Source organism: Capnocytophaga sp. oral taxon 324 str. F0483, assembly GCF_000318315.2.
GTDB lineage: Bacteria > Bacteroidota > Bacteroidia > Flavobacteriales > Flavobacteriaceae > Capnocytophaga > Capnocytophaga ochracea.
On the sequence record NZ_KB291539.1, the window covers coordinates 1 to 12832 of the forward strand.

Below are 12832 nucleotides of genomic sequence, written 5' to 3' on the forward strand. Positions count from 1 at the left end.
TCTTCCTTCGTCATTTGTTCGTTCTTCCTTCGTCTTTTGTTCGTCTTTTCATTATCTGCCTATCGTGCTACGACTGCCCGTGCGGCTCGCACCGTCTTTCCTATAAGCTTCTCCTAAATTAACCATTAACCATTATCTTTTACCTCCAATCTTACTCCCTTTAATTCTTCAATTTGTTGTAATAGCCTATGAATAATCTCCAACCCAGCCATATTCACTTCAAGGTCGTAATGCCAATTAGTAAAACGTTCAAAAGCCGAAAGCTGGTCGTAATGCAGGTAAGTAGTGTTGTCAATCACTTCCGTTTCTATAAGTCCACTTGATTCTAAATCGTCAAAGAATGTGATTTCTATATTGTACAAACGAACGATGTCTTCTCTTGAAATTCTATCTTTCATAATTATGAATTTTTAAGTTGTTCAAATAATGCTTTTTGTTGTTCCGTAAGATTTTTAGGCAATTGTACTTGATAGGTTACAAAAAGGTCCCCAAACGTGCCTTCTTGCTTGTACACAGGAAAACCTTTACCTTTTAAGCGCACCGTAGTGCCATTTTGTGTCTCAGGAGCTACTTTCATTTTCACTTTACCACTGAGGGTGTCTATCTGCACTTCGCCACCTAACATAGCTGTATATAGGTCGATATTTACAGTAGTTTTCAAATCGTTGCCATTGCGTTCAAACTGAGCGTCGGGTTCAATATGGAAAGTGATATACAAATCACCGTTAGGTCCTCCGTTATATCCTTCGTATCCGTGACCCTTTAGCTTAATTTGCAACCCTTCATATACCCCCGCAGGTACTGTAATGCGTATATTCTTGCCGTTCACCGTAAAAGTACGTTGCTGAGCAGTTGCCACTTCTCGCAGTGGTAGCGACATATCCGCAAAAATATCCTGTCCTTTAAACTTACCTGAGGCACTACCGTAACCTCTACCAAATCCCGAAGTCCGTCCGCCAAACATATCTCTGAAGAAATCAGAATAGTCTCCCTCAGAGTAGTTACCTCCGCCAAAGCCTTCAAATCCTCCAAAACCACCTTGGGAGCGTTGCTGTTGTTGGGCTTTTTCGTATTCTTCTCCGTATTTCCAGTGTTCGCCATACTTGTCGTATTTAGCACGGTTTTCAGGATTGCTAAGTACTTCGTTAGCCTCGTTAATCTCTTTAAATTTCTGCTCTGCCGTCTTATCGTTAGGGTTCATATCAGGGTGATACTTGCGCGCCAACTTGCGGTAAGCCTTCTTTATATCATCTTGGGTAGCAGTTTTTTCTACCCCTAAGGTTTTATAGTAATCTATCATCTCTAATAATTTAACAGTCGCAAAGATACTACTTTATTTGATATATTTTATATACAAATGATAAAAAAATAGGAAGAGATGGACTTATCTCTTCCTATGATTGTGTTTTTGCTTAGGTTCTAAGGCAAGCGTTGGTACAAGCAACAGTGGTGTAACTTATTGTACACTTCGTCGTCAGCGCGCTCTTTCCCTGCGTCGTGTCCTACTTTGGCAATAGCTTTTTGTACATCGCTTTCGCTACATTTGCGTTCGTCAAAAATAAGAGTCATATTCCCACTCTTGATGTTCCAATTAGCGCTCTTTACGCCTTTTACGCTGTAAGCTGCTTTTTCTATGCGCGCTTTGCACTGTTCACAATTACCTCCTACGGCAAACTCTACTTTCTTGTTTTTGTTAGGTGCTTGTTGAGCACTTGCGGTAGTGAGTCCAAAGAAACTCAAAGCTACCCATAATAAAATACGTGTTTTCATTCTGAAAAATACTTATTAGTTGTTCGTTTTTAGTCATTAATCGTTAGCTTTCTAACCACTAACGATTATTTGCTAATTATAGAATTTTAAATCTTAGTCCTGCGTAATACATCTGTCCGAAAGCAGGAGCGTACTGTATAGTACTATCAAAATACGCACCAAAAGGGTCGTTGGCAGCCAAAATTCCGTTCTCTTGTTTATAATTGGTGATATTTTCACCGCCTACATATATCTCAAAAGTCTTAGAGAATACTTTGGTGATTTGGGCATTGAGTGTAGCAAATGAGGGAGCGTAATCGCTAAGCCTATAAACCACTGGGTTCGTAGCCGTAGTAGGTAAGTGTTGTTCTCCTAACCAATTGAAGGTTACATCAAACTTCCATTGCGAATGGTTGTTCTCGTGACGCTCAGGAGTCTCGTAAGCTACATTGGCAAACCAACGGTGTTTTGGGGTAAGGGTCTTCTCCAATTGTCCTTTGGTAAACTGTGTTTGCACATCGTAATACTTGTAGGCTGCTTTAAAGTCCAAACCTTTGGCAGGTGTGATGCTAAACTCAGCTTGTAAAGAGTTAGCAAAGCTATTACCATTCAGGTTATAAAACAAGGCTTGTTGGGGTGAGTTATCCAAATCTACTACTACTTGATTGTCAAAATCAGTGCGGTAGAAGTCTATGGAGAACTCAGCGTTCTTGCCCAATACTTTAAACGCTTGCAAAAAGCTCACGCCGTAATTCCAAGCGATTTCAGGGTTCAAACCGTAGAGCTTACCACCATCACCTCCTACGATAGTAAACTCTCGTGCAGAAGCCAAGAGCTGTTGGTTCTCAGCAATCACATTAGCAGCTCGTTTGCCTCGTCCTGCCGATACTCTAAAAGTAGCTTGCTTCCAAGGATTGTAACGCACGTGCAAGCGTGGAGTGATAAAGTTTCCTAAGTGATTATGACTGTCCGCGCGTACCCCTGCCACAAAACTGAAGTTGCTCAAATTGTCGTAAGTGTATTCAAAGAAGGCACCCACCGAGCGGTCTACACGTGAAAAATCCTCTGTGAGAGCCCTAGTACTAAGCATCTCGTTGTAATCGTCGTAAGTACCGTTGAGCCCTGTGGCAAACTTGTGCTTGGTATTGGTGATGATAGAGTTGTATATCAAGTTGCCATACCAACTTTTTTGGTGTATATCATAGCGATTCAAACCAAAGTAGGAATCCTGCTTGTGCGATTGAAAAGAGTTCTGTAAGCCTATGCTCTTATAAGGTGTATCAGGAAATACATACCCTATTTTGTTAGATGCGCTGAGGCGTTCGGAGTTTACTTCACTGCCCCAAGTATTAGTAGTCCCTTTGTCAGTCAGCGGATTAAAGCGCAATTCACCTGCCTGGCGCTCATCTTTCATATAATGGAGGTTCAAAAAACCTACCCAACCCTTTTGAGCATCGGCGTACTGCCAACGATTCAACAAGTTGATTTGGTTACCTATCGGGTTATCTATAAAACCATCGTGATTGTGGTCAGCTTTTTGCTGACGCACATTGCCGTGAGCAAAGAGGGTAGTCGCCCATTTATCAGAGAGCTTTTTATTCGTATGTGCATTGATTTCGTAGCGGTTATCCTCCGATGCGTATAAGTTCAAGAAAAAAGGAATGGCACTGATAGGTTTCTCTATTTCATAATTGATTTGCCCTGAAATACTCTCATACCCGTTAATCACACTCCCTGCTCCTTTGGTAATCTGGATACTCTCAATCCACGTACCAGGCACAAACGAGAGTCCGTAGGCTTGCGAAGCTCCGCGCATCGTAGGGATATTCTCCTCTGCCATTAGTATGTACGGACTGGTCAAACCTAACATCTTTATTTGTTTGTTACCCGTAACGGCGTCCGAGAAGTTCACATCAATCGACGGATTGGTAGAGAAACTCTCCGATAGGTTGCAACAAGCGGCTTTCAGCAGTTCCCCACTGCTCATTGTGTGCACATCGGCTACTTGCCACTGCGATTTCATTGTATTAGCACGTTTGTAGCTTACAACTACTTCTTCCAAAGTAGTTTCAGGCTCTAACTGAATGTGTAAGGGTGCATTACCGCTTACTTTCACAGTTTTCTTTTTATATCCTACATAGCTTGTTACCAAAGTAGAACTTCCCTCAGGTCGTTTCAAGGTAAAAGCTCCTTCGTTATCAGTAGAAGTACCTATTTGGGTACCTTCCCAATATACATCAGCACCTATAAGTGGTGTGTTGTTTTCATCGACTACAGATCCTTTGCTAAAATTTTGAGCAAAGAGCGACAAGGGCAACAATAGCCCTAATAAAAAGATATATTTTTTGTACATTATTGTTCTGTTTTATTCAGTTCAGGAATTAGAATTTAAGGATTAGAAAACAGAGGTAAAGGAGTTTACTTCTTACCTCTTATCTCTTATCTTTTCCCTGAATAAAACACTCTCTGGCAGTACAATTCGTACAGAGGCGGAGCATTCAGCTGTGTAAAGAAATCAGTAGTGATAGATTTCTTTACCGTCTCAGTAATGCTTACCTCCTCTAATATGGGTAGGGTAGGGGGAGCTATTACAAAGGGTTGTAATTGCAATTCCAATACCTTTACTACCGATGTACTATCAGAAATAGAAGAAGTGATAGATGTGTCGTCACAACATTTTTTATGTGAAGTTTCTGTTTCGTTCTCATCGTCATCCGAAGCACAGCAAGAGTCCATTGTAGTACAGTCTTCCTCTTCTCCAATCGCAGAAGTAGGGTACTCTAAGGACACTGACGATAAGGTTTCTTTGCAATAATGAAAAGTAATCGCCCACCCTGAATTGGAGAACAGGATAAGCGCTGATAATAATATGTTGATAAATTTTCTTTTCATTGCGGGGGCAAAGATACGACAATTTTTTATATTTCGTTTCTAAAGATAGTATTTTTTAATAAAAACTCAAGAAGTAATAAAACCACAGCAATTATCGCTAAGGGTCTGAATTTCTCATCTACCTCAGTGTATTTAAACTCTTCAATCTTGGTAGTCTCCATCTTGTTGATTTCATTGTAAATCTGTTGGAGCTTTTGGTTGTCAGTGGCACGAAAGTATCTCCCGTGTGTTACTTCAGCTATCTTTTTCATTAGAGGCTCATCTATTTCCACTTGTAACATACGGTACATTATGCTACCGTCAGGATTGAGTGCGTAAGGAGAGAGCGCCGTTCCATTGGTGCCTATCCCTATTGTATATACTCTAATACCATACTCAGCAGCCAACTCAGCTGCGGTTTGTGGGTCTATAAACCCTGTGTTGTTCACCCCATCGGTAAGGAGGATAATAACTCTACTCTTGGCTTTACTTTCTTTGAGTCGGTTTACAGCCGTTGCCAGTCCCATACCGATGGCTGTACCGTCTTCTATTTGTCCATAAGTAAGTTCCGAAAGAGCGTTTAAGATAATACCTTTATCCGTAGTCACAGGAGTTTTAGTATAACTTTCCCCTGCGTAGATAACAAGTCCAATACGGTCGTTAGGACGGTCTTTTACAAATTGTGAAGCTACCTTTTTTAGTGCTTCAAAACGGTTAGGCTTTAAGTCTTTTGAAAGCATACTCGCCGATACGTCTATTGCCATTACAATATCTATCCCATCAGTAATCTTTGTGTGTGCATTTTCTGAATGGGTTTGTGGGCGTGCTAATGCTATAATTAGTAAGGCTACTGCCAATAAGCGCAAGGCAAACAAAGAATGGTATAAATGGTCTTTCCACGAACTCATCTTCTTAAAAGCGATAGTGGAAGATATAGTTACATTCGGTTTAGATTTTTTATTCCAATACCAATACCACGCCACCATTAGTGGTAAGACTAATAGTAACCAAAAGAACTGTGGATTGGCGAAAGTAATATTTTTAAGCATATTATTCTGTTTTAAATACAATAGAATTGATAACTCTTTGTGCTATCTTATCGGCGTTAGGTTCGTCTATATGGGTGATAAGAACTTGTTGGAGCGCATTGTTTTCAGTAAAACTGTACAGTTCGTAAGAAGCGCTAAAGTATTTACCTTTCTCGTTAGGAATACTCATTTTGCCAAAAACTTTTATACCTTTTGCACCGCTGGGCGAAGTGTATTCTTCCTGCAAGGTAGTGATGTTCTTCGCCTTAGCTTTATCCAATTGCGAAAGCACTATTTCATTCACCTTTTGTGGGTCTAAGGTAAGTCCACCGCCTTGTTCCTCTTGTTGGGGTGCTGTATGTTGGGCGTCTTTCTTAAAGGTAATGATATTGGTCATTATGTATAAAGGTGAATTAAGACTGCCGTAATAGAAAGTATATTGCTTATCTATAATCGATTTGTATTCCGTTACGTCTACTATTTGCTTGCGAATGAGTATCTCTGGGGTAGTGAGCTCAGTAATAGGATAACCGTAATCACTTGTTACCCACTCGCTGCGATTGATACTCGCATAAGTATTGAAATATTTGTTGTACAAGATACTATATCCCATAAGCAATACAGGAGCTAATACTACAAAACAAAGCGCGACGATAAGAGCCACTCGGTTGCGTCTTTTTCTGCGTTCTCTTATTTTCAGTACGCTCATTGCGAAAGCGTCTTGTGTAGGTACTTCCCCTTCGACTACTATCACAGGGATAGCCTCTTTGGTTTTGATAACCACATTCTCAATGGTCTCACGGTCGTATTCAGCATTGTTGTCCGAGGGCTTACTCTTGGCAAATTTCACCAAGTCGGCATTTTGTAATACTCGTTTGAGGTTGCTGATAGTTTCTTCCGATAAGTGTAGCTTTCCTGCTTCTTGCAAAACATTAATTTTAGCCAGAAGCTCATCTGTGGTACTCTCTTTGGCTAAAATATGCACCTCGTCTTCCAAGTATTCTTTTACAATATCGGTAAGCCGAGTATAATAGGCTTTGTGTTGTGATTCTATAAGGTATTTAGAATTTTGTAAGTCTTTTAGGTCTTGTATGGCGCGCTCAAAAGGAGGTAACTTTTTGCGCTCTTCTTCAGCCGTTAGTTTTCTCTTGCGGAAGACGAAGAAGTATAATCCACCTGCTACTAAAAGGAGTCCTATAATTCCTAAAATAATCCATAACCACATACGTGAAGCCATAGGTGAGGCTACTTCGGTAATAGGTTTAATGTCGTATAAAGGCTGTTTAAGCGTATCTACCGCTACGGTATGTACTTCTACGAGTAGCGAATCGGTATAGTAGTCTTTGTTACTGATGTGTATCCTTTGTCGCGGAATAGTGTACTTCCCTTCATCAAATTGGGTAAGGTAGTAGGCTTTTTCCAAACGAAACTTACCTCCCTCTTTCAAGGTATCAGTAGGGTCGGCTTTTACCATTTCTAGCGGACTAAAACTCTGTCCTTCCGGAAATGCCACAGCCGCATCAGCAGGGGCTTCTACCGATATCTTGTATTCTATCTGTTCTCCTATTTTTATGTTCTTTGTATTAGTCTCTACCTTCACCTCTTGTGCGTAAAGAGTAGGAAATACAAATAATATTAATATGAAATATAATATTCGTCTCATTTTACCGCTTAATACTTAATTTAGTCTCTTACCTCTTATCTCTTACCTCTTATCTATTTTTAAAGTATCCCAACAGCTTTTGGGTATAACTCTCATCGTCCCTACAGCTCACTACCCCTGCACCCGATTTTTGCCAAAGTGTCTCAAAATAGTTCACTGTCTCGTGATATTGTTTTGCATATTCATTTCGCACTGCCGATGAAGCGGTGTTCACACGCATCAGCGCTCCCGTTTCAGCATCTTTTACCATCACATAACCTAAGTTAGGTAGTTCAGTTTCTTTTTTGTCATAAATGCGAATACCGGTAATATCGTGTTTTCTGGCAGCTATCTGTATAGGTTTCTCATAGCCTTTATCCATAAAGTCCGAGAGCATAAACACAATCGCTTTTTTCTTCGTTACCCTACTGAGGAACTGCAAAGCCTCCGAGATATTAGTCTTAAAACTTTTGGGCTGAAACTCTATAAGCTCTCTAATGATGCGCAACACGTGCGATTTCCCTTTTTTAGGGGGAATATACAGTTCTATTTGGTCAGAAAAGAGTATCAAGCCCGTTTTGTCGTTATTCTGTAAAGCTGAGAACGCCAAGGTAGCTGCTATTTCGGTAATCACTTCACTTTTGAATTCCTGTTTCGTACCAAAAAGCTCACTACCGCTCACGTCTATCATCAGCATTAGCGTAAGTTCGCGTTCCTCTTCAAAAACTTTCACAAAAGGCTCGTTGTAGCGTGCCGTTACGTTCCAGTCGATATTGCGAATATCATCACCAAATTGGTACGGACGTACTTCACTGAAAGTCATACCCCGACCTTTGAAGGTAGAGTGATACTCCCCTCCGAAAATATTATCGGAGAGTTTGCGCGTTTTTATCTCTATTTTGCGTACCTTCTTTAATAGTTCTTTAGTATCCAAAATTAATTAACTATTTTAATGCCATTTAAAACTCTCGTAATTGTCTTGTACATCAGCAATTTATCTTTTACCTCCTATGGTACTTCAATGGTATTCACTATCTTGTGAATCATCTCTACTGAGGTAATATTCTCAGCCTCTGCTTCATAGGTAATACCGATACGATGGCGCAATACGTCAAATACTACCGCACGTACATCCTCAGGAATTACATAACCACGACGTTTGATGAAAGCATAACATTTTGCCGCCATTGCCAAGTTGATACTACCACGTGGCGATGCCCCAAAGCTAATAAGTGGTTTAAGTTCTGCCAAGTTGTATTTTTCAGGATAACGAGTGGCAAAAACAATGTCTAAGATGTATTTCTCAATCTTTTCGTCCATATACACCTCGCGCACGGCTGTTTGTGCTTTTAGGATTTGTTCCAAACTCACTGTTTGGTTCACCACTGCGTAACTATTGCTGAGGTTGTCGCGCATAATCTGTTGTTCTTCGTCCAATTTAGGATAGTCGATAACCGTTTTAAGCATAAAACGGTCTACTTGTGCCTCAGGCAGAGGGTAAGTTCCTTCTTGCTCTACAGGGTTCTGAGTCGCCATTACCATAAAAGGAGCGTCTAATTTAAAGGTCGAATCACCAATGGTTACTTGTCGCTCTTGCATTGCTTCCAATAGAGCAGACTGTACTTTGGCAGGCGCACGGTTAATCTCGTCAGCCAATACAAAGTTCGCAAAGATAGGTCCCTTTTTTATAGAAAACTCGTTTTGTTTGATGTTGTAGGTCATTGTTCCTATCACATCGGCAGGCAATAAGTCCGGTGTAAACTGGATACGGCTAAACGACCCGTGTACCGATTTAGCAAGGGTGTTGATGGATAGCGTTTTTGCTAGCCCAGGTACCCCTTCCAAGAGGATATGTCCTTTGCCTAATAACCCGATAAGCAGGGCATTTACCATATGTTTTTGCCCTACAATCACCTTGTTCATCTCATTGGTGAGCGCATCGATAAACACACTTTCACGCTCTATCATTTCGTTTATCTGACTGATATCTACAGATGTTCTTTGTTCCATAGTACAAATTATTTTTTTAGCGTTTTTCTTTAATACAAATACTGTGCCGTCTTGTTATTAGTACAGGTTACAAAAGTATTTTTTTCTTACTAAACTGACAAATATTTTTGTAAAATAATTTTCTAAGCTGTGTTTAATCTCCCTTTACTTTATCTTACATCTTGTCATTGCTTTTGTGTCACTACACTCCCCCTTCGAAGGTAGCCAGCAACAGCTGGGTATGTGTAAAGGGCGATGTTCTAGCATCTTACCTCCGCCTTACATTCATCTTACATTTATAATGTGTTCATTTACCTTTCATTCATTAGTCACTTTTCATTCATTGTAGAGCCACTGTAACCCCGCTGTAACCCCACTCTTTGTCCATCTATCCTATAAGTTTCCTATAATCTTTGTATAATTCCCTACCTCTAATTCACCATTAATCACTAACCATTAACCACTAACCATTAACCATTCATCATTAATAATTAACTTTTTTTGCGTAGCATATAAAAAAGTACTACTTTTGTCGCTCTAATAGCAAAGATATAAGAAATGAAGTTTGAAACTAAAGCCATTCACGGCGTAAGAACTGCCAATAAAAACACAGAAAACTGGGGAAGCACCATCAATATGGCTTCTACTTTCCCTATTGAAGAATACGGTGTAGAACAAGAGTTTGAATACGGACGCGTTTCAAATCCTACTCGTAAGGATTTTGAAAGTCTTATAGCTCAATTAGAAAGTGGCATACACGGATTCGGATTCTCATCGGGTATGGCTGCCATTTCTTCTGTTTTTACAATGTTTAAAACAGGCGACCATTTTGTGTTAGGCTTAGATATCTACGGAGGTACTTATCGCATTATGCACGATATTTTCAATAAATTTGGTTTTGAAGCTACTTTTGTCGATATGACCGACCTAAGCAAAATAGAGAAAGCCATTCGCCCTAATACAAAAGCCATCTTTATAGAAACACCCTCCAACCCTCTGTTAGACGTTACCGATATATGCGGGGTAATAGAAATCGCCAATAAACATAATCTGCTCACTATGGTCGATAATACCTTTATGTCGCCCGTGTTACAACGCCCTTTAGAGTTAGGAGCCGACATAGTATTACACAGTGCTACCAAATATTTAGGAGGTCATAACGATATTATCGCAGGAGCAGTGGTGGTAAATGATGAAACCTTAGCCGAGAAAATACGTTTTGCACAAGTAGCCATAGGGGCATTGCTTTCTCCGTTTGATAGCTGGTTGCTCTTGCGCAGTATGAAAACCCTCAAACTAAGAGTCGAAAAAGCTCAAGCCAATACCCTTAAACTATTAAATTTCCTTAAAACACACCCCGAAGTAGAAAAGGTGTATTATCCTACTGATACACAAAATAAAGGGAAAGCAATACAAGAACGCCAAGCTTCTGGTGGAGGTTCAGTATTTTCTTTTACAGTAAAAACCGAAGCCAAAGCCAAAAAGTTTTTCGAGAGTCTAAAAGTAGCCCTTTTTGCAGTGAGCTTAGGAGGAGTCGAAACATTGGTAACTCACCCCAGTTCACTTACTCACACCGAGTTTCCCGAAGAAGAAAAAGTAGCACGAGGTGTTACCCGTACACTCATCCGCGTAGCAGTAGGAATTGAAGATGCTGACGACCTTATCGCCGATTTTAAACAAGCCTTAGAAAAATAATTTGTAAAAAATTTGCTGTTGATTCATTATTTATTTGTATCTTTGCCCGCTGGAAGAAAAAGAAGCTAACTTGTGAAGACACCCTATTTTAAACAATCTTTTCTTATTGTTTTATTTGCAACACTCATTTTCATTGGACTTAAGAACTGTTTGCCCGCACGTATTTTTCCCGAAACTAAAGCCTCAGGAAGCAATGTAGTAGTAGATAGCTTAATGTTAGAAGCCATTTCAGGTAAAGAAATCGACAAAGTACTCAGCCAAGCCAATGATTCCTTAGCACAAGAACAACGACTTAAAAAGTCCGACCAGTATCTTTTTTCTTTCTTTAAAAAATTAGAAGAGTTAGAACAAACTAAAAATGGTAAAATAAGAATCGCTTATTACGGCGATTCGATGACTGATGGCGACCTCATAGTGCAAGATTTGAGAGCTCTTTTCCAAAACGCTTTCGGGGGGTTAGGAATTGGCTTTTTGCCCATTGCTTCTGAGTCGGCTAAATCAAGAGGAAGCGTATTCCATTCTTATTCCAATACTTGGAAAACCCAATCTTATGTGAATGTAAAACGCCCTAAGCGTCCTTTTGGTGTCTCTGGACAAGTGTTCTTTACACAAGGCAATGGCACGTGGGTACAATATAGGTCATCAAACCAAGCTCATATTAGTCAGTTGTATGCACCAGCATTGTTCTATGGTGCTTCTGGTAATAAAGAAGCAAAAGTAGAAATTGCCTATAACGATACTGTAAGAGTAGTAAAATCATTAGATACTGATAAATTGCTGAATGTATTGCCTTTAACCGAAGGGGCAAACACTAAATCAGTGCGTATTACTTTCTATAAGTCTGATTCTATTCCTATTTATGGAGTGGGCTCAATGCAAGGTAAAGGCGTATATATAGATAACTTTTCAAGCAGAGGTAACTCAGGATTACCCTTATCGCTCTTTAATCCTGATTTAATGAGAGCTTTCGATAGAGCGTTAGGCGGATATGACCTTGTAGTATTACACTTTGGTGCTAATGTACTCAATTACGGTACACTCGATTATTCGTGGTATGAACGCGGAATGACAAAGGTGATTAACCAGATAAGAGCTTGCTTCCCTCATACCTCAATTCTTGTTATCTCTACCGCCGATAAGTCTACTAAAGTAGATATGGAGATGCAAACCGATAAAGCAGTAGTACCTTTGGCAAATGCACAACGGAAATATGCACAAGATACTCGCTCTGGTTTTATTAATTTATATGAACTGATGGGGGGTAGAGGCTCTATGAAACAATGGGTAGAGGCAAATCCACCATTAGCAGGTAAAGACTATACTCACTTTAATCCAAGAGGAGCCAAAAAAGTAGCCCACCTCATCTATAATAAACTTATGGAAGAGTATGAGCACTATAAAGATCCTCGTAATAGTGAAAAAGCCGATGTGTTCCAAGAACGAATAAAAGAAATTCAAACAGTACGAACCGTTACTCCTACTACTCAACCTAATGTAAATAGAACAAGAACACAAACTGTAACAACTCAGCGAGTGCAATCACCAACTACTCAGCGAGTACAAAGTGCGACTACTCAACGAGTGCAAAGTACAACCACTCAACGAGTACAAGGTGCAACAACTCAGCGAGTGCAAAGTACAACCACTCAACGAGTACAAAGTACAACCACTCAACGGGTACAAAGTACAACTACTCAGCGAGTGCAATCACCAACGACTCAACGAGTACAATCACCAACGACTCAACGAGTACAACCATCAACAATTCAGGCAGTACAGAATATTACAAATAAAGTGCATAAAGATACTATTAAAGAAAAAAAAGACAATTTACATAGATAACATAACAAGATAGATA

At 39.9% G+C, this 12832-nt stretch carries 11 protein-coding genes; 2 read left to right on the forward strand and 9 right to left on the reverse strand.

Translation table 11 applies throughout. From position 1 onward, the window contains the following. Nucleotides 1–125: 125 nt before the first annotated feature. The 9 genes from HMPREF9072_RS11520 to HMPREF9072_RS11560 form a co-directional block, all read right to left on the reverse strand. Nucleotides 126–398 (reverse strand): chaperone modulator CbpM, encoded by a 273-nt coding sequence (locus HMPREF9072_RS11520; RefSeq protein ID WP_009411873.1) that lies wholly within the window; start codon nucleotides 396–398, stop codon nucleotides 126–128. A 2-nt stretch (nucleotides 399–400) separates the two neighbouring features. Next, on the reverse strand, nucleotides 401–1300 hold the full coding sequence (locus HMPREF9072_RS11525; protein WP_009411874.1) for a DnaJ C-terminal domain-containing protein: 900 nt from the start codon (nucleotides 1298–1300) through the stop codon (nucleotides 401–403). Nucleotides 1301–1419: 119 nt separating this feature from the next. Further along, nucleotides 1420–1770: a heavy-metal-associated domain-containing protein gene (locus tag HMPREF9072_RS11530; protein ID WP_002671387.1), complete on the reverse strand. Its 351-nt coding sequence runs from the start codon at nucleotides 1768–1770 to the stop codon at nucleotides 1420–1422. 76 nt (nucleotides 1771–1846) lie between these two features. Continuing rightward, the gene (locus HMPREF9072_RS11535) at nucleotides 1847–4102 is read right to left on the reverse strand and encodes a TonB-dependent receptor domain-containing protein (protein WP_009411875.1); all 2256 of its coding nucleotides are present in this window, start codon (nucleotides 4100–4102) and stop codon (nucleotides 1847–1849) included. Nucleotides 4103–4188: 86 nt separating this feature from the next. Next, nucleotides 4189–4641 (reverse strand): hypothetical protein, encoded by a 453-nt coding sequence (locus tag HMPREF9072_RS11540; protein WP_009411876.1) that lies wholly within the window; start codon nucleotides 4639–4641, stop codon nucleotides 4189–4191. Between the two features lie 26 nt (nucleotides 4642–4667). After that, on the reverse strand, nucleotides 4668–5669 hold the full coding sequence (locus HMPREF9072_RS11545; protein ID WP_034566437.1) for a VWA domain-containing protein: 1002 nt from the start codon (nucleotides 5667–5669) through the stop codon (nucleotides 4668–4670). Between the two features lies 1 nt (nucleotide 5670). After that, nucleotides 5671–7311: a hypothetical protein gene (locus HMPREF9072_RS11550; protein WP_009411878.1), complete on the reverse strand. Its 1641-nt coding sequence runs from the start codon at nucleotides 7309–7311 to the stop codon at nucleotides 5671–5673. 49 nt (nucleotides 7312–7360) lie between these two features. Continuing rightward, a complete protein-coding gene (locus HMPREF9072_RS11555; RefSeq protein WP_009411879.1) occupies nucleotides 7361–8224 on the reverse strand; it encodes a DUF58 domain-containing protein in 864 nt (287 codons plus the stop codon). 74 nt (nucleotides 8225–8298) lie between these two features. After that, nucleotides 8299–9300 carry a MoxR family ATPase gene (locus HMPREF9072_RS11560; RefSeq protein ID WP_009411880.1) on the reverse strand — a complete coding sequence of 334 codons (1002 nt, stop codon included), beginning with the start codon at nucleotides 9298–9300 and terminating at the stop codon, nucleotides 8299–8301. A 537-nt stretch (nucleotides 9301–9837) separates the two neighbouring features. Between HMPREF9072_RS11560 and HMPREF9072_RS11565 the strand changes: the two genes are divergently transcribed. Further along, the gene (locus HMPREF9072_RS11565) at nucleotides 9838–10974 is read left to right on the forward strand and encodes a PLP-dependent aspartate aminotransferase family protein (protein WP_009411881.1); all 1137 of its coding nucleotides are present in this window, start codon (nucleotides 9838–9840) and stop codon (nucleotides 10972–10974) included. Nucleotides 10975–11046: 72 nt separating this feature from the next. Continuing rightward, nucleotides 11047–12816, forward strand: a complete 1770-nt coding sequence (locus HMPREF9072_RS11570) for a GDSL-type esterase/lipase family protein (RefSeq protein WP_009411882.1) — start codon at nucleotides 11047–11049, stop codon at nucleotides 12814–12816. Nucleotides 12817–12832 lie beyond the last annotated feature (16 nt).

Coding starts and splice junctions, on each gene's coding strand:
- HMPREF9072_RS11520 (WP_009411873.1), bottom strand. CDS start 398: ATGAAAGATAGAATTTCAAGAGAAGACATCGTTCGTTTGTACAATATA.
- HMPREF9072_RS11525 (WP_009411874.1), bottom strand. CDS start 1,300: ATGATAGATTACTATAAAACCTTAGGGGTAGAAAAAACTGCTACCCAA.
- HMPREF9072_RS11530 (WP_002671387.1), bottom strand. CDS start 1,770: ATGAAAACACGTATTTTATTATGGGTAGCTTTGAGTTTCTTTGGACTC.
- HMPREF9072_RS11535 (WP_009411875.1), bottom strand. CDS start 4,102: ATGTACAAAAAATATATCTTTTTATTAGGGCTATTGTTGCCCTTGTCG.
- HMPREF9072_RS11540 (WP_009411876.1), bottom strand. CDS start 4,641: ATGAAAAGAAAATTTATCAACATATTATTATCAGCGCTTATCCTGTTC.
- HMPREF9072_RS11545 (WP_034566437.1), bottom strand. CDS start 5,669: ATGCTTAAAAATATTACTTTCGCCAATCCACAGTTCTTTTGGTTACTA.
- HMPREF9072_RS11550 (WP_009411878.1), bottom strand. CDS start 7,311: ATGAGACGAATATTATATTTCATATTAATATTATTTGTATTTCCTACT.
- HMPREF9072_RS11560 (WP_009411880.1), bottom strand. CDS start 9,300: ATGGAACAAAGAACATCTGTAGATATCAGTCAGATAAACGAAATGATA.
- HMPREF9072_RS11565 (WP_009411881.1), top strand. CDS start 9,838: ATGAAGTTTGAAACTAAAGCCATTCACGGCGTAAGAACTGCCAATAAA.